At 70.1% G+C, this 22,624-nt stretch carries 14 protein-coding genes; 9 read left to right on the top strand and 5 right to left on the bottom strand.

What is annotated here, in order from left to right; genetic code table 11:
- The first annotated feature begins 59 nt into the window (after positions 1 to 59).
- On the top strand, positions 60 to 842 hold the full coding sequence (locus RQI43_RS23340; RefSeq protein WP_311276749.1) for a GNAT family N-acetyltransferase: 783 nt from the start codon (positions 60 to 62) through the stop codon (positions 840 to 842).
- A gap of 20 nt (positions 843 to 862) precedes the next feature.
- On the opposite strand, the gene RQI43_RS23335 is transcribed toward RQI43_RS23340, so the two are convergent.
- Genes RQI43_RS23335 through RQI43_RS23325 form a run of 3 tightly spaced genes read right to left on the bottom strand, consistent with a single transcriptional unit; the run spans position 863 to position 14,988 of the window.
- Positions 863 to 4,990 (bottom strand): amino acid adenylation domain-containing protein, encoded by a 4,128-nt coding sequence (locus RQI43_RS23335; protein WP_311276748.1) that lies wholly within the window; start codon positions 4,988 to 4,990, stop codon positions 863 to 865.
- Positions 4,991 to 14,731 (bottom strand): non-ribosomal peptide synthetase, encoded by a 9,741-nt coding sequence (locus tag RQI43_RS23330; protein WP_311276747.1) that lies wholly within the window; start codon positions 14,729 to 14,731, stop codon positions 4,991 to 4,993. It abuts the gene before it with no gap.
- A gap of 41 nt (positions 14,732 to 14,772) precedes the next feature.
- On the bottom strand, positions 14,773 to 14,988 hold the full coding sequence (locus RQI43_RS23325; protein WP_056426712.1) for an MbtH family NRPS accessory protein: 216 nt from the start codon (positions 14,986 to 14,988) through the stop codon (positions 14,773 to 14,775).
- Between the two features lie 198 nt (positions 14,989 to 15,186).
- Here RQI43_RS23325 and RQI43_RS23320 point away from each other — a divergent pair, with 198 nt between their 5' ends.
- The 6 genes from RQI43_RS23320 (at position 15,187) to RQI43_RS23295 (ending at position 19,194) form a co-directional block, all read left to right on the top strand.
- Positions 15,187 to 16,569, top strand: a complete 1,383-nt coding sequence (locus RQI43_RS23320) for a lysine N(6)-hydroxylase/L-ornithine N(5)-oxygenase family protein (protein ID WP_056426716.1) — start codon at positions 15,187 to 15,189, stop codon at positions 16,567 to 16,569.
- Positions 16,570 to 16,623: 54 nt separating this feature from the next.
- On the top strand, positions 16,624 to 17,448 hold the full coding sequence (locus tag RQI43_RS23315; protein ID WP_056454506.1) for an ATP-binding cassette domain-containing protein: 825 nt from the start codon (positions 16,624 to 16,626) through the stop codon (positions 17,446 to 17,448).
- Between the two features lie 59 nt (positions 17,449 to 17,507).
- Positions 17,508 to 17,711, top strand: a complete 204-nt coding sequence (locus RQI43_RS23310) for a hypothetical protein (RefSeq protein ID WP_056426724.1) — start codon at positions 17,508 to 17,510, stop codon at positions 17,709 to 17,711.
- Positions 17,708 to 17,908, top strand: coding sequence for a DUF3606 domain-containing protein (locus tag RQI43_RS23305; protein WP_056426727.1), 201 nt, complete (start codon positions 17,708 to 17,710; stop codon positions 17,906 to 17,908). Before RQI43_RS23310 ends, RQI43_RS23305 begins: the two co-directional genes overlap by 4 nt.
- 210 nt (positions 17,909 to 18,118) lie before the next feature.
- A complete protein-coding gene (locus RQI43_RS23300; RefSeq protein WP_311276746.1) occupies positions 18,119 to 18,541 on the top strand; it encodes a hypothetical protein in 423 nt (140 codons plus the stop codon).
- Between the two features lie 8 nt (positions 18,542 to 18,549).
- The gene (locus tag RQI43_RS23295) at positions 18,550 to 19,194 is read left to right on the top strand and encodes an OmpA family protein (protein WP_311276745.1); all 645 of its coding nucleotides are present in this window, start codon (positions 18,550 to 18,552) and stop codon (positions 19,192 to 19,194) included.
- 112 nt (positions 19,195 to 19,306) lie between these two features.
- Here the strand turns inward: RQI43_RS23295 and RQI43_RS23290 are convergent, their stop codons facing one another.
- Together RQI43_RS23290 and RQI43_RS23285 are read right to left on the bottom strand one after the other, a co-directional pair.
- A complete protein-coding gene (locus RQI43_RS23290; protein WP_207410847.1) occupies positions 19,307 to 19,729 on the bottom strand; it encodes a hypothetical protein in 423 nt (140 codons plus the stop codon).
- Positions 19,730 to 19,845: 116 nt separating this feature from the next.
- Positions 19,846 to 20,634, bottom strand: a complete 789-nt coding sequence (locus RQI43_RS23285) for a helix-turn-helix transcriptional regulator (protein ID WP_311276744.1) — start codon at positions 20,632 to 20,634, stop codon at positions 19,846 to 19,848.
- Positions 20,635 to 20,757: 123 nt separating this feature from the next.
- On the opposite strand from RQI43_RS23285, the gene RQI43_RS23280 reads away from it, so the two are divergent.
- Both RQI43_RS23280 and RQI43_RS23275 read left to right on the top strand, forming a co-directional pair.
- Entirely contained in the window at positions 20,758 to 21,954 is a 1,197-nt protein-coding gene (locus RQI43_RS23280) for an MFS transporter (RefSeq protein ID WP_311276743.1), read from the top strand.
- A 106-nt stretch (positions 21,955 to 22,060) separates the two neighbouring features.
- Positions 22,061 to 22,522, top strand: a complete 462-nt coding sequence (locus RQI43_RS23275) for a hypothetical protein (RefSeq protein ID WP_311276742.1) — start codon at positions 22,061 to 22,063, stop codon at positions 22,520 to 22,522.
- Positions 22,523 to 22,624 lie beyond the last annotated feature (102 nt).

Genomic DNA, 22,624 nt, shown 5'->3' with positions numbered 1-22,624 from the left:
CCGATCAATACTCTTGCTGCATAAAGCCTTATTTTTATGAGACTCTTCTTGGAGAATGCATGACGGGAATCGCCTTTCGCGAGATGCTCGACGCCCATTGCCTGATGCAATCGGGCTGTTACGTCTCGGATGTCGAAGCCGCGCCCGATGGCGGACGCTACCTCTGGTCCGCCACCATTCCGGAACCGGGCTTCAATGTCGGCGTGGAGACAACCGATCTGTCCTGGGTCCGGGCGGCTTCCGCGAAACGCGAACGCCTGCCGGCCCTTCTCGTCACCGAGGACCGGGACCGCGAGACGCTCGGAGCCCATCCCGACCTGCAGGCGGCCTTCCCGACGCGCTGGATGGTCCGCGACTGCAGGCAGGCGCAGACGCCGGTCATGCCGGGCGGGCTGACCCTCACGGCGGAGGCGAAGGCGGCGCCCGGCGAGGCGTATCTGTCGGTCTGTCGCGGCCTCTACGACGACGAGGGCGTGAACGCGATCGCCGAGGCGGTGTTCCTGCCGGTGCTGCGGGAGGCCCGGCCGGTCGAGGGGGTGGAGGCGCATCATCTCACGGTGAGCGAGGACGGCGTCCCGGTCGCCTGCGCCTCGCTCTACCGCTCGGGAGGCCTCGCGGGCCTCTACAATGTCGGCAGTCTCGCGAGCCGCCGCGGGCGCGGTCTCGGCGCCCTGGTCACGCGGGCGGCGATCGAGACGGCCAGACAGGAGGGCGCCGAGACGGTGATGCTGCAATGCGTGGCCGGCGGCCATGTGGAACGGCTCTATGCCAGCCTCGGCTTCACCGCGGCGGCGAGCCCGACGCTGATGGTGTTCTCGCATGGCGACGCGTCCACGGAATGACGCGATAGCGGTCTCGCCCCTCACAGCGAGGCCGCGAAACTGTCGTGGAACATCGTGGAATCCACGATCTCCCGGTGGGTGACGTCGGGGATCACGGTCACCTGTTCCACCCGGTTGGAGTAGCGCCCCCAATCCACATGGTTGAGGCCACGCTCCACCGAGCGGCCGGCAAGCCAGACCCGGATCGGGCAATCGAATTTGTCCGCCCGGTAGCGGCGGTACAGCAGCGTGTTGTCGACGAAGGTCCAGAGTTCGTATTCCTTGCTGCCGACGCCCGGCCCGTCGAGGGGTAGCGGATCGGGGGCGGCCGCCACATAGGCGAGGAACTGCTCGTGGAGTTCCGGGTCCATGCGCCGGAACAGGTCCTCCCAATCGGCCCTCATCGGCGAGCGCTCCAGCCAGGACGCGACGGTCTCCTGAAGGTGGCGGCGATGCTCCGGCGTCAGCACCGGCAGGGCGCCGACGGCAAAGCTCACATCGATGTCGCAGACGTCGAGCATGCCGACGAAGGAGAGATCGATGCGCGAGCCCAGCATCCGCGCCGCCTCGTAGGCGAGGACGCCGCCCCAGGACCAGCCGAGCATGGTGCAGGGGCGTCCGGCGCTCTCCTTCTCGATGATTTCCGCGTAGCGCGCGGCGATGTCCTCCACCGAGACCACGCTCTTGCGCGCGTCGGTGAGGGAGTAGCAGACGAAGCCGGTGACCGGCTGGTCCGGCCCGAGGCGGCGGACCAGGGGCGCGTATTCGCGGGTGTTCACCATCAGGCCGGGGAAGCAGTAGAGCATCGGCCGGTCACCCGTCGCCCGCAGGCGCACCACCTGCGCGGTGCCGACCGCATCGGCGGTGAGCGCGGCGGCCAGGGTCTCGACGCTCTGGTTGTTGAAGATGTCGGCGATGGTGGGGCTGCGCTCCGGGAAGGCCGCGCCGAGGGCGGTGAGCACGCGCAGGGCGGTGAGCGAATTCGCCCCCGCCTCGAAGAAGTTCCGGTCGGGGGGGATGGCGGGGAGGCCGAGCGCCTTGGCCCAGATCTCGGCCACCACGGTCTCGGTGGGGGTGAGCGGGCGCGAGGGGCCGCTTAGCCCCTCCGCCAGCGGAGCGGGCTCCGGCAGGGCCGCGCGGTCGAGCTTGCCGTTGGGCGTCAGCGGTAACCGATCCAGCGCCACGATCCGGCTCGGGACCATGTAGTCCGGCAAGCGTCGGGCGAGCTCCGCCCGAAGTGCCGTAGGGTCGAACTCCGCCCCGGCCGCAGTGACAACGTAGGCCACCAGCATCGGACCCGCCGGGCCCTGGCGCAGGCCCGCCGCCGCGCCGGCCACGATCTCCTGCGCCAGCAGAGCCGCCTCGACCTCGCCGAGTTCGATCCGGAACCCGCGCAGCTTCACCTGCGCATCGGCCCGGCCGAGATACTCCACCGTCCCGTCCGCCCGCCAGCGCGCCAGATCCCCGGTGCGGTAGAGTCGGCCGCCTTCCCGACCCGACAGCTCCGGGAACGGGTCGGGGATGAACCGGTCCGCCGTCTGCCCGGCCTGGCCGAGATAGCCCCGCGCCAGAGCGTCACCGCCGAGATGCAGTTCCCCGGTGACGCCCACCGGCACCGGCTGCAACGCCGCGTCGAGGATGTAGGCCCGGCGATCCCCCACCGCCCGGCCGATCGGCGCGTAGGCCCCCTCCACCGCGTCGCCGGCCCGGGCCCGCCAGACCAGCGGCGAGATCACCGTCTCGGTCGGGCCATAGCCGTTGATCAGCAAGGTCGGGTCGAGCGCCCGGCCGATCAGTCCGAAGCTCTCCCGCGACAGCGCCTCGCCGCCGAAGCTGTACGAGCGCCGGCTCGGGCGCGGGCCGCTGGCGGCCTCCAGCGCGAGCTGGTGCATGTAGGCGGTGGGGAAGCCTGCATGGGTCACGCCGTGACGCTCCATGGCGTCCAGCGCCTCGCGCGGGGTCCATAATCCGTCCGGCTTGAGCACGACGCAGCCGCCGAAGGCCAGCGGCACCATCCAGCGCTCCTGCGCCCCGTCGAAGCTCATCGACAGGACGTGGAGCTCGCGGGTCTGCCGGTTCGTGCCGTAGACCGCACCGGTGGCGCGCACGTGCCGGGCCAGGGGACCGTGCGCCACGGCGACGCCCTTGGGCCGGCCCGTCGAGCCCGACGTGTAGATGACGTAGGCGAGCTGGTCCGGATGAGCGATTCGCGGTGGCGCGGTCTCCGGCTCGGAGGCGAGGTCGAGGCTGGACGGGTCGAGCCGCGCGAGGCCGCCCGGACCGGCTCGGCTCAGCCCGTCGAGGGTGCTGCCTCGGGCCAGCAGCAGGCGGGCGCCGGCATCCTCGACGAGGGCGGCGAGGCGCGCCGTCGGCTGGACCGGATCGAGGGGCAGGAAGGCGCCACCCGCCCGGAGGATGGCGAGGAAGGCGGCGATCTGGTCGGGCCCGCGCGGCAGGGCGACGGCGACCACGGTCTCGGGGCCGATTCCCTCACGGATCAACCGGTGGGCGAGACGGTTGGCCGCCCGGTCGAGCTCGCCGAACGTGGTGGTGCGCGGCCCGCAGACCACCGCTGGCGCGTCGGGATCGGCGAGGGCCGCCTCGCCGATGAGTTCCGGCACCAGCCCCTCCGACAGCGGCATCCCATCCGCGTAGGGCGCCGACAGATCCGACAGGACTACGAACGGAACTAGAGGCAATGCGTCAACACGGCGGCCGGGCTCCTCCACCGCTCCGCGCAGAAGGGTGAGGAACCCGTCTCGCATCCGCTCCATGGTGTCCCGCTGGAACAGGTCGCGGGCGTAACCGAACGATCCGCGCAGCGCCCCGCGGGCTTCCGTCACCGTTTCCAGCACGAGATCGAACTGGACGTTGCCGGTCCCGCGTCCGAAGGGCGAGACCGTCAGGTCGCCGATTTCGAACCGTCCCGGCCCCTCGACGCGGTGGCTGTGCATCACCTGGACGACGGGGGTATGGCTCACGGTCCGACGGGTCTGAAGCGCTTCGACCAGACGCTCGAAGGGTAGGTCCTGGTGCCCTTGAGCATCCACCATGGCGTCGCGCACGGCCCTCACATGGTCGAGGACGCTCGCGCCGGGATCGACGGTGACCCGGATCGCCAGGGTGTTGACGAAGAGGCCGACGAGCCCTTCCGTCTCCGGCCGGTTTCGATTGGCCACCGGGATGCCGATGCGCAGGTCCGCCTCGCCGGTATAGCGCCGGAGGACCAGGGACAGGATGGCGAGGAGGACCATGGCACTGGTTGCGCCGGCCTGCCGCGCCAGGGCTTCGAGCCCGGTCGCCACATCGGCATCGAGGGTGAAATCCACCGCCGCTCCCCGGAAACTCTGAACCGCCGGGCGGGGCCGGTCAGTGGGCAGCGGGATCACGGTCTCGGTGGCCCCGAGGCGCTCGCGCCACCAGGAGAGCTGGCGGTCGAGCTCGCCCGCCTCCAGCCAATCGCGCTGCCAGCGCGCGTAATCGGCATAGGCGATGGGCAGCGCGGGCAGACCGGCGGCCTCGCCCGCCGCGTAGACGTGCATCAGCTCGGCGAGCAGGATTTCCACCGAGCGACCGTCCGAGACGAGGTGGTGCATCGTCAGGAGGAGGACGTGGCGCTCGGGCTCCATACGAACCAGCACGGCTCTGAACAGGGGCGGTGCCGCCAGATCGAACGGGCGCCTGGCCTCCTCGCGGGACAGTGAGGCGAGGCGTTCCTCCGCGGTATCGCGATCCGACGTCTCGAGCGAGACTTGCCGCAGGTTCGCCGCGACTACGGCCAGGGTAATGGCCTCGACCCCGTCGCTCTCGCCGGCACGGAACCCCGTCCTCAGGGCCGGATGCCGGGCGACGAGGGCTTCGAAGGCTCGCGCCAGGGCATCGCCATCGAGCGGCCCGACGAGGTCGAGCCCGCCCGCGATATGGAGCAGGGCGGCGTCGCCTCCCATCCGCCCGATGAGCCACAGCCGCTCCTGCGCATAGGACAGGGGCGCGACCCTCTCGGGGCCGGCATCCTCCTCCCGCGCAACGATCGGCAACCGGGCGAAATCGATGCCCCGCGAGGCCAGGGCGTCGAGGAAGATTCGGCGCTTGTCGGCGGGAAGCCGGCCGAAGCGGCGGCTGAGATCGGTCGCCTGGGGTGTGGCTTGGTCGGCGGGGTGGGCGGTCATTCAGGCCTCCAGATCGGCGAGGAGGGCGTCCATGTCGGACAGGTCGTCCGCCTCGTCCCGTCCGTCGCCCGCCGTCTCGTTCGACGTCACCGCGAGGGCATAGCCGCGCAGGGTCGGCGCTTCGAACAGGGCGCGGATCGGTACGGTGACGCCGAGGCGCTGCTTCACCCGCATGGCGAGCTGTGCGGCGGTGAGGGAATGGCCGCCGAGGCCGAAGAAATCGTCGTCGCGGCCAATCGCGTCCACCTCCAGCACCTCGCGCCAGATCTCCGCGAGGGCGACCTCCATCGCCCCCTCCGGCTCGGCCGAGGCTCGCGAGAGGGGCAGGGGCGCGGGCAATGCGTGAAGGTCGAGCTTGCCGTTCGGCGTGAGGGGCAAGGACGGTACAGACACGATATGGGCCGGGACCATATGGCTCGGTAGTCGGCGAAGTAGGGCTTCACGCAAGCTCGCCTCGTCCACCGGTGTGCCGGTGACATAGGCGACCAGCTGCTTGTCCCCCGCCGTCTCGCGAAGCACGATCGCGGCATCGGCGATACCGTCCTGCGCCCGCAGAGCGGCGGCGATCTCGCCCGTCTCGATCCGGAAACCGCGCAGCTTCACCTGTCCGTCGGCCCGCCCGAGATAGGCGAGGGTGCCGTCCGGTCGGCGAAGAGCGAGATCGCCGCTGCGATAGAGCCGCCCGCCCGGAGGGCCGAACGGATCCGGCACGAAGCGCTCGGCCGTCAGCGCGGCGCGCCCGAGATAGCCCTGGGCCAAGCCGGCACCGCCCACATGGATCTCGCCCGTCACCCCGTCGGGAACGGGATCGAGGGAATCGTCGAGGAGGTGCAGGGTGAGGTCGGGCAACGCCTCGCCGATGGGGCTGTCCGCCCTCTGCGCGTCGCCGGCGGCGAGAGGTCGGTAGGTCACGTGAACCGTCGTCTCGGTGATGCCGTACATGTTCACGAGACGCGGCGCCGCATCGCCGAACCGATCGAACCAGGGCTTCAGCCCGGCGACGTCGAGGGCCTCTCCGCCGAACACGACGTGGCGCAGGGCCAATCCCTGCGGCCGGGCGACGGCCGCCTGCATCAGCGGCCGGAAGGCGGAGGGGGTCTGGTTCAGCACCGTGACGCCCTCGTGGACGAGGAGATCGAGGAACGCATCCGCCGCTCGCGTCACCTCACGCGGCACCACGACGAGGCGCCCCCCATGGCAGAGCGCCCCAAAGATTTCCCAGACCGAGAAGTCGAACCCGTAGGCATGGAATAGGGTCCAGACATCGTCCTGGCCAAAGCCGAAATCAGCCTGCGTGGTGGTCAGCAGGCGCGCAGCGTTGGCATGGGTGACGACGACGCCCTTCGGCTGTCCGGTGGAGCCTGACGTGTAGATCACATAGGCCGGCTGATCGGGATGAGGCGCCGGCGGCAAGGGGGTGTCTCCGTCCTCGGTCGCCGCCGCTTCGTCGAGGAGGATCGGCCGAGGGCCGCCCTCGGGCAGGCTCGCGGCAAGGCCCATGGTGGTGAACACGTGCCGGGCGCCGGAATCGGCGAGCATGAAGCCGATACGCTCGGCCGGATAGCTCGGATCGAGGGGAACATACCCGGCTCCGCTCTTCAGGATCGCCAGGATCCCGACGATGAGGGAGATCGAGCGCTCTGCGCAGAGCCCCACGAGATCACCGGGGCGCACGCCTTCACAGACAAGACGCCGGGCAAGACGCGTCGCTCTGGTCTCGATCTCCGCATAGGTCGCCCGCTCGCCCTCGAAGGTGACGGCCACCGCGTCCGGGCGCACCGTGGCGTGTTCCGCGATCCGCAGATGGATGGCGGGTTCGACCGGGGCCGTGCGGCTGTCGGCGGCCCGGCGTCGGGCCTGCTCGATCTCCTCCGGCAGGACGAGGGAGAGCGTATCCACGGGCGCGCCAGCCGCATCCATGACGGTGTCGAGGATGTGCAGCAGCTGCGCATCGAGACGGTGGATATCGGCCGGGGAAATCCGGGCCTGATCCACGCTCCAGTTGAGGCGCGGCGCGCCGTCGAGAAGAAGCGACAGGGTCAGGGGGACGTCGGTGGCCTCCAGCGTCGTCACCGGACCGAATTCCAGTCCGCCGAGGCTGCGCTCGCGGACGACGGCGTCGAGAGGATAATTCTCGACGACGAGCAGGCTGTCGAAGAGCGGCTGTCCGCTCCGCCCGGCCCAGGCCTGGATGTCGGCGAGGGAAGCGAGATCGTGGTCTCGCAGGGCCGCGGCCTCGCCCTGGAGCCGGCGCAGCCAGTCCGAGACCGGACGCCGTCCGCCAAGTTCGACGCAGCGCGGCACCGTGTTGATGAACAGGCCGAGCACCTCGTGCATCCCGCCATCGTCCGGGGGACGGCCCGACCCGGTGATTCCGAACGCCACGCTCTTGCGTCCGGTGAACCGGCCCAGGGTGAGCGCCCATGCGGCTTCGAACACCGTGTTCAGGGTCACCTGCTCACGCCGGGCGAAGGCCTGCAAACGGTCGGCGCGGGCTTCGCCCAAGACCGTATCGATGGCGACGTGGCCGCCCGCCCCTGCCACGCCGGACAGAGCCGGGGCGATGAGGCTAGGTGCGTCCAGCGGGGCCAGGGCGTCACGCCAGAACCGCTCGTCGCCGCCGCGGTCGCGTGTCGAGAGCCGGGCGAGATGGTCGCGGAACAGGCGGGACGGCGGCGCGATCGTCTCGCCCGCATAGTCGCGGAGCACCTCGGAGATCAGGCGGGCATTGCTCCATCCGTCGAGGAGGAGATGATGGCAGGTCCAGATCAGCCGGTGCCGTCCCCGGCCGAGATCGACGATGAGGAGGCGCATCAGCGGCGGCCGGGACAGGTCGAAGCCTTGGGCTCGCTCGGCCTCGGCGATCACGGCGAGGTCCGTCTCGGTCGCGTCCGGCCGATCGAGGCGCGTGACCGTCAGGTCCGCAGAGGCATGGACGACCTGCAAGGGAGCGTCGAATTCGTCCGTCCAGTGGAAGCTGGTGCGCAGGATGGGATGGCGCGCCACGCTCGCCCGCCACGCCGTCGCGAAGCGCTCGGGATCGAGGCCGCCCAGGGTGACGCTGAGTTGATTGACGTAGAGACCGGCCCCCGGAGCGGCGAGCGCGTGGAACAGGATCCCGCCCTGTGTCGGGGTCAGCGGGTAGAGGTCCTCGATCGTCCGCCAATCGAGGCCGAAGCCGTCCAGTTCGTCCTGGGTCAGGGCGGCGAGGGCGAAATCCGATGGGGTCGCGCCGCCGGCGGCCTCGTCATGGCCATGCACAGCGAGGGCATCGAATGCGAGCCTGAGGAGGTCGATCAGTCGTTCGATGGTCGGACCGTCGAAACGGTCCCCGCCATAGCCGAGGCGCAGGGTGATCGCTCCCTTGCCCTGGTAGCTGTCGACCACGAGTTCGGAGCCCAGCGGAGCGGCGGGATCTGCCGACAGCCGCATCGCCTCGGTGTCGAGAGAGAACAGGGAGCCCGCATCGATATCGGCGACGGTGCCGAGGTGATTGAAGGTCACCTCCGGCCATGGCAGCGCGGACAGGCGCTCACGTTCGGTCCGTGACCCGAGATAGCGCAGGAGCGAGAAGTCCGTGCCGTCGCCGGGAAGCCGACGCAGGGTTTCTTTCGTCGCCTTCAGATCACGCGCGATGTCGCCCGAAACCGTCAGGCCGACCGGCACCAGGGTGGTGAACCAGCCGACAGTCCGGTCGAGGGGAAGATCCGCCGCGTCGCCGTCCCGCCCATGGCGTTCGAGCGTCACGCCGAGCGTGGGATGCTTCGTCCAAGCGGCGAGGGCCCGTGCCAAGCCCGACAGAAGCACCTCGTCGAGGCGCATCCGATAGGCTTTGCGCAGGCGATCGAGGCCGGCCACGACAGAAGAATCGAGGACCAGATGAGTCGCTCGTGCGTGACGCTGATCGCGCGGAGCATCGGGATGGTCGACGGGAAGCCGGGCGGTCGAGCCTGAGAGCGCGCTGATCCACGCCTCGGTCTCCGTCCCGATCTCCGCCGCATGGTCGCGCAGGCGATGGGCCCACGACCGGAACGGCGTCACGGGCGCGAGGTCCGCATCGCCTCGGTAGAGCAGGTCGAGGTCCGAGACGAGGATGCGCCAGGAGACGGCATCCACGACGAGGTGATGGGCAGTGAGCAGCAGGCGCTGGCGTCCGCCGGGAAGGTTTGCCAGCACAGCGGCGAAGACGCGCCCATCCGCGAGGTTGAGGCTGCGCTCGGCGGCGAGGAAGCAGGTCCGCGCCTCGTCATCGCTCTCTACTTCGACCACCGAGAGCGGACCGGCGAGGCGGGCCGACGAGACCGGCTCCTGAAACCACGCGCCTTCCGCGTCACGACCGAAGGCGTAGCGCAACGCCTCGTGATGGGCGACGAGGGCCGTCAGCGCCTCTCCGAGACGGTCGGCATCGAGAGTCACGCGGGCATCCAGCTCGACGGACTGGTTCCAGTGGTCGCGCTTCGGCATCGGTTGCTCGAAGAACCAATGCTGGATCGGCGTGAGGGGGGCAGGGCCTTCCGGCACGCGGATCGTGGCCGCTGGCCCCTCCACCGGCGCGATGACGCGGGCGAGCGCCGCCACCGTCTGATGCTCGAAGATTTGGCGCGGCGTCGCGGCAAAACCCGCTTCGCGCAGGCGGGCGACGATCTGAAGGCTGAGGATGGAATCGCCGCCCGCCTCGAAGAAGTTCCGGTCGGGCGGGATGGCGGGGAGGCCCAGCGCCTTGGCCCAGATCTCGGCCACCACGGTCTCGGTGGCGGTGAGCGGACGCGAGGGGCCGCTCATCGCCTCCGTCAGCGGCGCGGGCTCCGGCAGGGCCGCGCGGTCGAGCTTGCCGTTGGGCGTCAGCGGCAACCGATCCAGCGCCACGATCCGGCTCGGCACCATGTAGTCCGGCAGCCGCCGGGCGAGCTCCGCCCGGAGTGCCGCGGGGTCGAACTCCGCCCCGGCCGCAGTGACGACGTAGGCCACCAGCATCGGACCCGCCGGACCCTGACGCAGGCCCGCCGCCGCGCCGGCCACGATCTCCTGCGCCAGCAGCGCCGCCTCGACCTCGCCGAGTTCGATCCGGAACCCGCGCAGCTTCACCTGCGCATCGGCCCGGCCGAGATACTCCACCGTCCCGTCCGCCCGCCAGCGCGCCAGATCCCCGGTGCGGTAGAGCCGGCCGCCTTCCCGACCCGACAGGTCCGGGAACGGATCGGGGATGAACCGGTCCGCCGTCTGCCCGGCCTGGCCGAGATAGCCCCGCGCCAGAGCGTCACCGCCGAGATGCAGTTCCCCGGTGACGCCCACCGGCACGGGCTGCAAGGCCGCGTCGAGGATGTAGGCCCGGCGATCCCCCACCGCCCGGCCGATCGGCGCGTAGGCCCCCTCCACCGCGTCGCCGGCCCGGGCCCGCCAGACCAGCGGCGAGATCACCGTCTCGGTCGGGCCGTAGCCGTTGATCAGCAGGGTCGGGTCGAGCGCCCGGCCGATCAGGGCGAAGCTCTCCCGCGACAGCGCCTCGCCGCCGAAACTGTACGAGCGCCGGCTCGGGCGCGGGCCGCTGGCGGCCTCCAGCGCGAGCTGGTGCATGTAGGCGGTGGGGAAGCCCGCATGGGTGACGCCGTGACGCTCCATGGCGTCCAGCGCCTCGCGCGGGGTCCATAATCCGTCGGGCTTGAGCACGACGCAGCCGCCGAAGGCCAGCGGCACCATCCAGCGCTCCTGCGCCCCATCGAAGCTCATCGACAGGACATGGAGCTCGCGGGTCTCCGGGCCCGTGCCGTAGACCGCCCCGGTGGCGCGCACGTGTCGGGCCAGGGAGCCGTGGGCCACGGCGACGCCCTTGGGCCGGCCGGTCGAGCCCGAGGTGTAGATGACGTAGGCGAGCTGGCCCGGATGGGCCGTGCGGGACGGCGCGGACTCCGGCTCGGAGGCGAGGTCGAGGTTCGACGGGTCGAGCCGTGCGAGGCCGCCCGGACCGGCTCGGCCCAGCCCGTCGAGGGCGCCGTCTTGGGCCAGCAGCAGGCGGGCGCCGGCATCCTCGATGAGGGCGGCGAGGCGGGCCGTCGGCTGGGCCGGATCGAGGGGCAGGAAGGCGCCCCCGGCCCGGAGGATGGCGAGGAAGGCGGCGATCTGGTCGGGCCCGCGCGGCAGGGCGACGGCGACCACGGTCTCGGGACCGATTCCCTCACGGATCAACCGGTGGGCGAGACGGTTGGCCGCCCGGTCGAGTTCGCCGAACGTGGTGGTGCGTGGCCCGCAGACCACCGCCGGGGCGTCGGGCGCGGCGAAGGCCGCCTCGCCGATGAGTTCCGGCACCAGCCCCTCCGACAGCGGCATCCCATCCGCGTAGGGCGCCGACAGATCCGACAGGGCCTCGAACGGAACCAAGGGCAACGCATCAACACGCTCGGCCGGGCTACCGGTGAGGCCGTCGAGGAGGGCGAGATAGCCGTCCTCGAACCGAGAGACGGTGTCGGCACCGAACAGGGCCTCGGAATAGGCGAAGGTCGCGGACAGGCTGCCGGCTTTCTCCGCCACTTCCAAGACGAGATCGTAGGCGGGCGTGCCGGTATCCTGGCCGAACGCTTCCAGCGTGAGGCCGCCGGCCGTACCGAAAGCGCCCAAAGCCGCCGGCTGCTGACTGATCATGACGCGGGCGAGCGGTGCGCGACCTGGAACACGCTTCGGCTGAAGGGCTTCCACCAGACGCTCGAAGGGCAGGTCCTGATGTGCCAGGGCATCGGTGAGCGAGGCCCAGGTTCGGCTCACGACCTCGCGACCCGGCAGGACCGGATCGATGGTCACCGGCAGCACCAGCGTATTCACGAAGACGCCGACGAGATTCTCGACGCCCGGCAGATGGCGACCCGCTACCGGCATCGCGATGCGCAGGTGCCGTGCTTCGCCGTAGCGGTGAAGGAACAGCGCGAAGGCGCTGAGCAGGATCGCGAAGGGCGACGTGCCGGTTTCCGCCGCGAGGGCCGTGACTTGGCGGGTCAGGCCGTCAGCGATCGCGAAGCCGTGCCGGCAGACGCGGTCTGGCTGCCCGGCGGGCCTGCGACGGTCGGTAAGGGACAGGGCGGGTTCCGCGTCGCCGAGGCGGTCACGCCACCAAGACAGATCGGCGTCCATCGCTTCGGCCTGAGCCTCTCCCCTCTGCCAGGACGCGATATCGGCCGGTTGGATCGCGAGGGCGACCAGATCGGCCGATCGTCCTTCGACCTCCGCCGCGTACAGGGCCGGCCATTCACGCAGGATCACCGTCATGGACCATCCGTCGGCCACGATGTGATGCAAGGTGATGAGGAGGACGTGATGCGTCTCGTCGAGCTGGACCAGGGTGAAGCGCGCCAGGGGGCCGCCGCATCGCGCGAAGGGCCGATCGGCCTCCTCGCGACAGAGTTCGGCGAAGCGCTTTTCGCGGGATTGTAGAGGGATCGTCGAGAGATCGAAGTCGGCTAAATCTATCTTGTAGCCGGCTTCTATCCTTTGTTCTCCGCGACCATCGGGTCTGCGAGAGAGCCGCGTCCGGAAGGCGTCGTGGCGCGCCGTGAGGGCATCGAGGCTGCGCGTCAGGGCATCGCGGTCGAGGGAGCCGCGCAGATGAATACCGCCTGCGATATGATGAGTTTCGTCGTCGCCGAACTCGGCCTCGAACCACAGCCGCTCCTGCGCCAGGGACAAGGGAAGCGCTACCTCCCGCGAGGCGGGCTTGATCAGGAGGGCTTTCCGGCCCGCCGCGATTTCGGCTTCCACCGCGCCGGCGAACGCCCCGAGCCGGGGATGAGCGAACAGAACCTGTGGGGGAACTGCGACGCCGAGCGCGGTGCGAAGCTCGGCGAGCATCCGTATGGCCGCGATCGAGTTGCCGCCGAGGGCGAAGAAGTGGCTGTCGCGGGTCACGTCGCTGCGGTCGAGAAGCGCGGACCAGATCGCGGCGAGGCGCAACTCCAACCCGGTCATGGTTGTATCGGGGCGGGGGTTCGGTGCCTCCTCTCCGTCGACTCGGCGGCCATCCTCCACCACCGCATAGGCGTCGAGGGAGCCTGCCTGCCACCCGCGCCGCGCGGCGCCCCGCTGGATCTTCCCGCTGGATGTGCGCGGCAGGCCGCCTGGATTGAGGAGAACGACGACACGCGCGGTCTCGAGGAAGGCATCGGCGACCGCCTCGGACACCAGGGCGGCCAGCGCCTCGGGCGCGGTGAGCTTCTGGACGGTGCGCGAGACCTCCACCGCGACGCCGATGCCTTCACGCCCATCCCGCTCGATGGCGAAGGCGGCGATGCGTCCCTGGCGCAGGATGTCGACATTCCGCTCGACGACCCGCTCCACATCTTGCGGGTAGACGTTCTGACCGCGCAGGATGATGAGATCCTTCTCGCGCCCGACGAGAAACAGCCGGCCCCCATGCAGGAAGCCGAGGTCTCCCGTCCTGAGGCTCCGGATACCGTCCCGCTCGACGAAGGCGGCATCGGTGGCGTCCTGGTTGCGCCAATAGCCCTGGGCGAGGCTTGGGCCGGATGCCACGACCTCGCCGATCGCCCCATCCGGCAGGCAGGACCCGTCAGGTCCGGCGATATGAATCGGATGGTCGGGCTGCGCGAAACCGCAATCGACCAGCCGAGTGCCCTCCTCTGCCGCCACGGCGCGGCCTTCCGCGAGAATGGCCGGGTCGAGGTCAAGACTGCGCATACCCTCGCCCCGCTGGCCCGCGGTGAGGAAGAGCGTCGCCTCCGCCAGACCGTAGGACGGCCTCAGCGCACGGGGATCGAAGCCGGCGGGCGCGAAGCGTTCTGCGAACTCGGCCATGGTGGAGGCGCGGACCATCTCCGACCCGGAGAAGGCGATCTGCCAGCTCGACAGGTCGAGACGCGCCGCCGTCTCGTCGTCGACCCTGTCCTGGCATAGGCGGAACGCGAAATCGGGTCCGCCGCTCACCGTCCCCCGAAAGCGGTGGATGGCCTCCAGCCAGCGTGCCGGTCGTCCGAGGAAATGCTTGGGCGACATGAGGACGCCCAGGATACCCGCGTAGATCGGCTGCAGCATGCCGCCGATCAGCCCCATGTCATGGTAGAGTGGCAGCCAGCTCACCATGACGTCGTCGGGGCGGAGATCGAACCCGACCCGGATCAGGTGTTCGTTGGCGATGAGATTGCCGTGGCTCACGACCACGCCCTTCGGCACCGCCGTCGAGCCCGACGTGTATTGCAGGAAGGCCACCGCCTCCGGTGCCGGCGCGGTGGTGAGCCAGTCGGCGCCCTCGGCCGTGGCGAGATCGTTCAGGGTGATGTCCTCCACCGGAAGGACCGCCCCTGGCTGGCCCGATTCGGCGAGCAGGTCGCGAACGGAATCCGCGTCGCCGCGATGGACGAGGACGATTGCGGGCTCGGAATCACCGATGATGGCGGCGATCCGGGCCTGATGTTGCGCCCGGCGCGGCTCCGGCGGGAAGACCGGGACGGCGATGAGGCCGGCATAGAGGCAGCCGAAGAAGCCGGCGACATAGTCGAGGCCGGTATCGAGTAGCAGGCAGACCCGATCGCCGGGGCTCGCCGATCGCCGCAGCCGGGCGGCGATTGCCCGCGCGCGCCCGGCGAGCTCCGCATAGGTGACGGTGATCTCCCCCGACCGGGGATCGTCGAGGAAATGCAGGGCCGGTACGGTGCCGTGGTTCCCCGCGAGCCAGCGCAGGTGGCTGACGAGGTCTGATGCGGGCGGGACCGCCAGCGGCGCGCGCGGAAGACCGTCGATCATCGGATGTCCTGGAAGTGTCATCGGAACGGGGGGCGGAACGCTCAGGCTCTGGCGTCGCCGTCGAGGGCGCGGCGCAGGCTGAGCGGCCGCATGTCGGTCCAGACCGTCTCGATATGGGCGAGGCACGAGGCTCGTGGCCCGGAGAAGCCGGTGGCACGCCACCCGGCCGGGACGGCGCGGTGGGCGGGCCAGACCGAGTATTGCTCCTCCCCGTTGATCACGACGAGGAACGTCGCTTCGCTGTCGTCGATAGCCATGGCGTCGTGCTCCGCGAATGGGCCGGTGTCGAAGCCCAAGACGGTGGCGGACGGCCGAAATTTAAGCGGCGGCGCAACTATTTTCGCGGCGGCTCCTAAATCCCTCCCCCGCCCGAACGTCCCTTAGCCTGACAGTTGCCGGCGGATCGTGAGGTCCGCTCGGCGCGGACATCTCGGCGCAGGAATGGAGGTTCGGTGATGACGGAATCCTACGACCCCTCGGACACCTCATATTCCCTGCGCGACACCTTCCGGGGTTCGCAGGGCGGGCGCTGGGACGACGACGAAGCACCGGCCTACGACGCGGTCGGCGTCGGCTTCGGCCCGTCGAACCTGGCGCTCGCCATCGCCCTCGACGAGGCGGGACGGCAGCAGGGCCGCCAACCGCGCGTGCGCTTTCTGGAGCGCCAGGACGAGTTTGTCTGGCATGGCGGGATGCTTCTGCCCGATAGCGGGATGCAGATCTCCTTCCTGAAGGACCTCGTCACCCTGCGCGATCCGACGAGTCCCTACACCTTCATCAACTACCTGCATGTCCACGGCCGGCTGATCGACTACATCAACCGCAAGTCGTTCTTCCCGAGCCGGATCGAGTTCAACGACTATCTGCGCTGGGTCGCGGGGCATTTCGCCGATCGCTGCGATTACGGCGATACGGTGCTGGCCATCGAGCCGGAGGGACGCGGCGATACCATCCGCCACCTGCTGGTCCATTCGCGCAAGGCCGATGGCCGCGAGCAGAGGCGGCGTACCCGCGCCGTCATCCTCGCCACCGGGGGCGAGCCGCGCATCCTGCCGGTCTTCGAGGAGTTGCAGAGCAGCGCCCGGGTGTTCCACTCCTCGCGCTACCTGTCGCGGATCGACGGTGTTCCCCTGCCGGAGGCTTCCACGCGCCGGCCGCGCATCGCCGTCATCGGCGCGGGCCAGACGGCGGCGGAGCTGTTCCTCGACCTGCAGAGTCGTATCCCCGACGCGGACATCGCCATGATCTTCCGCGGCCAGGCGCTGAAGCCCGCCGATGACAGCCCTTTCGTCAACGAGATCTTCAACCCGGACTTCACCGACTTCGTCTATGGCCAGCCCGAGGCCCATCGCCGGGCCATCATCGACGAGTTCCGCGGCACCAATTACTCGGTGATCGACACCGACCTGCTGACGCGGATCTTCGATCTCCTCTACCAGCAGAAGGTCAGCGGCGAGCATCGCCATGCCCTACGACCGAGGACCACCGTGGTCGGGGCCTCGGAGCAGGCCGGCGAGATCGTCCTCGAAACCCTGGACGCCGCCACCGGCCTCACGACGCGGGAATTCTACGACACCGTGATTCTCGCCACGGGGTACCGCCGCGACCGTCTGGAGACCATGATGCCGGCCCTCACGCCGCATCTCACCGACGGCGCCATCGGACGCGACTACCGCCTCGCCACCCGGCCCGGCTTCGAGCCCGCCATCTACGTCCAGGGTTTCAGCGAGCCGACCCACGGTCTGAGCGATACCCTCTTGTCCATCCTGGTCATGCGGGGGCATGAGATCGCCCAATCGCTCCTCGCCGACCGGCAGAGGGCCGGTGCGCGGGCCTGACGCGGCCCTCGATCCCACCATCATGGCGGCGTTGCAGCGTCGAACGGGCGAACGATGTCCTTGAGCCGAGCCGATGCGGGAGCGAGACGCGAGCCGAGTCCGGACGATGCGGACTACAGCCTCGACGGGGTCACGTTTTCCGTTCCGGGACGCGTGCTGCTGCACCCACTGAGCCTCGTTATCCCCACCGGCCGGGTCATCGGCCTCATCGGCCATAACGGCTCGGGCAAGTCGACCCTGATCAAGCTTCTGGCCCGCCAGCAGGCCCCGAGCGGTGGCCGTCTCCTGTTCAAGGGCGCATCGATCGAGAGTCTGGGGGACCGCGCCTTCGCCCGCGAGGTCGCCTACCTGCCGCAGGCGACACCGCAGGCGCCCGGCATGCTGGTCAAGGAGCTCGTCGCCATGGGCCGCTATCCCTGGCACGGGGCGTTGGGCCGACTGGGCTCGACCGACCGGGACGCCATCGCCGAGGCGATGCGGCTCACCAAGGTGACCCCCTTCGCCGAGCGCATGGTGGACAGCCTCTCCGGCGGCGAGCGTCAGCGCGTCTGGCTCGCCATGCTGGTGGCGCAGAATGCCCGCTGCCTGCTTCTCGACGAGCCCATCGCCGCCCTCGACATCGCCCACCAGATCGAGGTGCTCTCTCTCGTGCGTCACCTGTCCCAGGAGCGGGGCCTCACCGTCATCGTGGTCCTGCACGACGTGAACATGGCGGCCCGCACCTGTGACGACCTCATCGCGCTCCATGGCGGACGCCTCATCGCGCGCGGCACCCCGGCCGAGATCGTGACGCCTGAGGGGCTGGAGGCGATCTACGGGGTGCGTATGGGAGTGTTCCCCCACCCCCGGACGGGGATGGCCCTGAGCTACCTCGATTGAGGCCGGCCCGAACCCGTACCGCGCTTCAGGCGTTGCCCCGTCAGATCAGGGAGCGACGCATGTCCGAGACGACGAAACCGCCCGAACCGACCGAGACGCTGACCGAATCCACCTCCGACCGGTCGCGCGGCGGCGGTTCCGGCAAGCCGGAACAGAACAGCGCCGCGACCGGCCCGAAGGATACCGTGAGCGGGATCGTTCAGGAAACGCCGGACGATCCGAGCGACCGGCCCGGCACCGAAGCTGAGGAAGCCGCCCGATGAGCATAGATGGATCCACGCCCGAGGCGCCCACCACGGTGTCGCTGAAGGAGCCCCGGGACAAGGCCTATTGGGCCCGCTATTTCCAGACCCCGAGCGAGGAGGTGGAGGCGGCCGTGGAGGAGGTCGGCCACGATCCGGCGAAAGTGGCTGAACGGCTCGGCAAGCCGTGGCCCTTCGAAGCCAGCGGCATCGTGTGAGGGAATCCCCTTGAGCGGGAGCGGCGGGAGGCTGACGGATCACCTCCCCCTTAAACTTGCGGACGAGGCGTGGCTCCGGTCCCGCCCCGCTTTGGCGGCACCCGCATCTTCCGGCGGGGGCCGACTTCTCTATATGCTTGACCGTAAGCCCGCGTCTCTCCGTTCGAAAGGAACGCCGCTTTGGTCTCAAGACTAACTGCCCTCGCGTTGATGACCCTGCTGCCCGTCGCGGCACTTGCCGCGGACCGGACGGTGACGATCGCCGGAGGGCAGGTCAGCGCGCCGGTGGGCCTGACCGTACAGGTGAAAACCGTCACTTTGGGTGAGGACGCCACGACGGTCCGCCTGCTGGCGAGTTTCGACAGCCACAAGACGACCTTCGTCAACATGAACGACCGGCAGAATGCCTACCTCGCCTGGGGCGACGGGGCGGAACAGCGTCTCCACCTGCGCCAGATCGCCGACAACAAGTGGATGCGCGTTCTCAACGGCCGGACCATGGAGGGCGATCTCGTTTTCCCCGGCGCCCTGCCCTCCGACGCGAGCCGGCTGACGCTGGTCTTCAACCCCGGCCGGTCCGGCGACGACATCAACGCGCCTGGCATCACCGTTCCGCTGGCTCTGACCCCGTGAGAGGGGCAGTGCTTTTGGCGGCGATCCTGGCACTGCCCGGGCTCGCTCCGGAGGGACATGCGTCGAGCTACACCGTGACGGCGGGCGGGGCCGCGATCGGCGACGCTCCCTCCCGGTTCGCCGAGATCGGCCTCCCCGCCTCGCATTGGGAGGAGAAGCCCCAACCGAGCGCTGCGGCTAGTTCGGGCGGCGCTTCCTCCTTCGGGGCGAAGGGCATGACGTCCGAGGCGCGTCTGAAGACGGAGGCCAACCTCTCCGCCCTCGGCGCCCGGCGGGAGGGCGCGGCCATCCTGGTGGAGCTGCCGAGCGATGTCCTGTTCGACTTCGACAAGTCCGTGATCCGCGCCGAAGCCCGCCCGGCCCTGGTCCGGCTCTCAGAGGTTCTCGCGGCCATGCCGAAGGCCCGTATGGCCATCACCGGCCACACCGACGCCATGGGCGCGGACGCCTACAACCGGGCCCTGTCGGAGCGCCGGGCGGTCTCCGTCCGCGCTTGGCTGGTGGGGCGCGGCATCGCCGCCGGGCGCCTGTCGGCGGCGGGCAAGGGCGAGACCATGCCGGTCGCGCCCAACGCCAATCCCGATGGTCGCGACGACCCCGCCGGACGGCAGCGGAACCGCCGCGTCGCGTTCCTCATCGCGCCCGATGGATAGACGGAGAACGACCGACCGGAAATGTCCACCCGGATCGTCGGGGACCACGACCTCCCGATAGCCTCGTCCCGCTTACCGAACGGCAGGCGCTTCCAGCCGTCCGGCTGCGCGCTCATCGCTTCCTCACCGGCGGCACGCCCGCCTGCTTCAGGTCGGCGAGGCATCCGCGCATGACCCGCATCATCTCCGCCTCCGTTTCGGCCGAAACGCCCATGGGCCGGAGGGCGGGACTAGCATTTTCGGACCAATCGACCCGTGTGCAGGAGAGGAAGAGATGCCGAAAGTGCCGGCTGCACCCGCGCTCCGCCAGGGTGCGCAGGGCCGGCGGGTCGACGTCCCGCACGATCTCCTCGACGCTCCCGAACGCCCCGGAGGTGAGCGGCCGGTCCCGCCGCTTCCACTGGCCTGTTCGATGCTCGACGAGGCCGTTCACGCACTCGTCCGCCAGACTCGTCGGCGGCCGGACCAGGAGTTCGTCGAAGGCGCAGGCGGGCGAGGATATCGCCAGCGACAGGGCGAGCAGACGCATCAGCATCGCGATCGGCCCCGAACGGGTCCGAGACGGCGCTGGGGAGGTCGCGGATGTCGACCCATTCTGCGGGCTCCTCGGGCTCGGGGCATGACCGATCCTGCCGGGACGGACGACGCTCTTCAATCCGGCGGAGCGACGGTGGCCGAGCCCGGCCGGGTGTCCCCCTCCTGTCCGATCAACGCTTGGGTCCTGCCCCTCAGGGCCTGGAGGCTCCGATAGCCGACCGAGGCGGCGACGTGGCGTGCCGCCCGGCCATCGGCCGCGAGGGCCAGGGCCCGCACGATCCTGGCCCTCGCGCGCCACTGCCCGAAGCTGAGGCCCGTTTCCCGGCGAAACCCGCGCGTCAGGGTCCGGCGGCTCACGCCGGCCCGGTCGGCCCAGGCGTCGAGACCGAGCGCCAAGGCGGGATCGTCGATCAACCCGAGGCAGATCCGCCGGAGGCGGGCATCCTGCGGCAAGGGCAGGGTCAACCGGGTTTCGGGGGCGTGTCTCGTCTCGTCGAGCACCAGGGCGGCCAGATGCCCGCCGCGACCCGTCTCGTCATACAGAACGGGCTCGCCTGTCAGGGCGACCAGGGCGGCGGCGAGGAGGGGCGAGACTTCGATGACGCGCGCCCGTTCGGAGAAGCCGGCGATGGCCTCGACGGCCAGATAGGCCGAGCACATGGCGACGTCGCCATGCATGACCACCGCGTGGGGGAGGCGCGGAGGGATCCACAGGGCATGGCCCTCCGGCACCACCCAGGTCCCGTCCTCGGCGGTCGCCATCATCAATCCGGCGGTGGCGTAGAGCAGCTGCGCCCGCTTGTGGGAGTGCCGCTCCGTGCGGCTGCCGGCCACGAAGGTCTTGGGCATCACCGCGACGGCGCGCGGCACGTCCTGATAATCCTCGGCCCTGATGGAGCGCATGGTTTCCCCGTCGCCGCGGTTTGCCTTGGCATCGTTTGCCTTGGCCCGATCGCGTACACCTTCGGCCCGACAGCGTTCAACGGGTCAGCTAGAGCGGGGCCTGCCTGCGGAGATCCTCTATCGATGGACGCCGAAACCCTGTCCCGCCGCACCCTGCGCTTCGTCAACGTGGCGCATGCCCTCGATCACTTCGTGCTGCTGATCTACCCGACGGCCGTGATCGCCATCGCGGCGCAGACCGGGCTTTCCTATGGGGAGCTCATCGCGCTCGCCACCGGGGCCTTCGTGGCCTTCGGCCTCTGCGCGCTGCCGATGGGCTGGCTCGCCGACCGGTTCGGACGGCGAAACCTCCTGGCGGTGTTCTTCTTCGGCTACGGCCTGTCGTGCCTCGGGGTTGCGAGCGCCGCCAGCCCGACGGCCTTCGCCCTGTGGCTCTGCGTGCTCGGGCTGGCCTCGGCGATCTATCACCCGGTCGGCTCGACCATGCTGGTCTCCCACTCGCGCCGCCTCGGGCGGGACCTCGGCGTCAACGGCGTCTGGGGCAATGTCGGCGCCGCGACGGCCTCGGGTGTCACGGCTCTGCTGGCGACGGGGTTCGGCTGGCAGGCGGCCTTCGTGGTGCCGGGGCTGGTCTGCCTCGCCTGCGGGACTGCGTTTCTGGCCATGGTCCCCGGCGACGGCGAGGGCGCGCAGGGCAAGGAAGGGGGCAAGGCAGTCCTCGCGGTGTCCCGCCCTATCCCCCTGCTCGTGGTTTTCGCCTGCGCCATCGTGGCCGGCGGGATGACCTTCAACATCACCACCATCGCCCTGCCGAAGGTGGTGGACGAGCGCGTCGGCGAGGGGTTGCCCCTCGCGCTGATCGGCTCCGTGGCCACCCTGGTCTTCATGGTCGGGGCCCTGACCCAGCTCCTCATGGGGCGACTGATCGACCGTTACAGCCTGCCGGCGTTGTTTCTCGGCTTGTCGGTGCTGCAGCCGCTGGGCCTCGGGATCGCCGCCCTGAGCAGCGGCGTCCCGCTCCTCGCCGGGCTCGTCCTGACCATGGCCGCGCTCTACGGGCAGGTGGTGATCAACGACGCGATGGTGGCTCGCTACGTGCCGCCGCTCTACCGCGCGCGGGCCTACAGCGTGCGCTATTTCCTCGGTTTCACCGTGAGCGGGTTCGCGGTGCCGCTGATCGCCCTGCTGCACGAGAGGGGCGGGTTCGGGCTCGTGCTCGGGATCGCGGCGGCCTGCGGCGGCGTCATCGTGGCCTCGGCGGTCGGCTTCTTCGGCCTCACGGGGAAAGACCGGTCCCGGCCCCTCGCCCCGGCGGAATGAAGCGGGGCCAACCGCCACGCGACCGGCCTTCGCACCGCCATCGGACGGGGTCATCGCGAAAACCGGCCGGACGTCCTATTCCGGTCGCGCCAGCGGGAGCGATGCCATGCAGAAGCGCTACGAGATTTTCGCCGACTATCACCAGTTCTATCTCTGGGATCACGGCGAGATGCCCGACGCGGCGCTGGATTACACCGAAGAGGACCTCCAGCTGAGGGTCAAGACGGCGCCGTTCCTCGTGGTCATCCAGCCCGAGCGCAACATGTCCGTGCCGGTGGAGCTCGACATCCTCGACGGGCCGCCCGACGAGGCCCTCGACCTCTGGGACCACGTGGTGGAGGCGAGCCTCGACCTGCCCTCGGGCCGGCTCGAAATCCACGAATGCACGGGCGGGTCCATCGACATCCTGTCCGTGGCCCCCGGCACCTACCGCGTCCGCGCCTGTTTCGGCGGCCTTACCACCCTCACCGACGACCGCCTGGACGGCGAGGACCATTACCGCCTCGTCCTGTGGCCGGCCCCCGCCGCCCCGCTCGCGGTGATCAAGCAATTTGCCGGCGCCCGCTGAGAGCCCGGCCCCACCGTTCGCAGATCGCGCGAGATGCACGGCTCTGACCTCCTCCCCAGCGGATCTCGGGCCTGCCCGAGATCCGTCGAGCTTGTGGGGAGG

It is taken from the genome of Methylobacterium sp. WCS2018Hpa-22, from assembly GCF_031843785.1.
Taxonomy (GTDB): domain Bacteria; phylum Pseudomonadota; class Alphaproteobacteria; order Rhizobiales; family Beijerinckiaceae; genus Methylobacterium.
The sequence above is the reverse complement of the archived record's forward strand: the minus strand, read 5'-3'. Positions and strand labels throughout refer to the sequence as shown.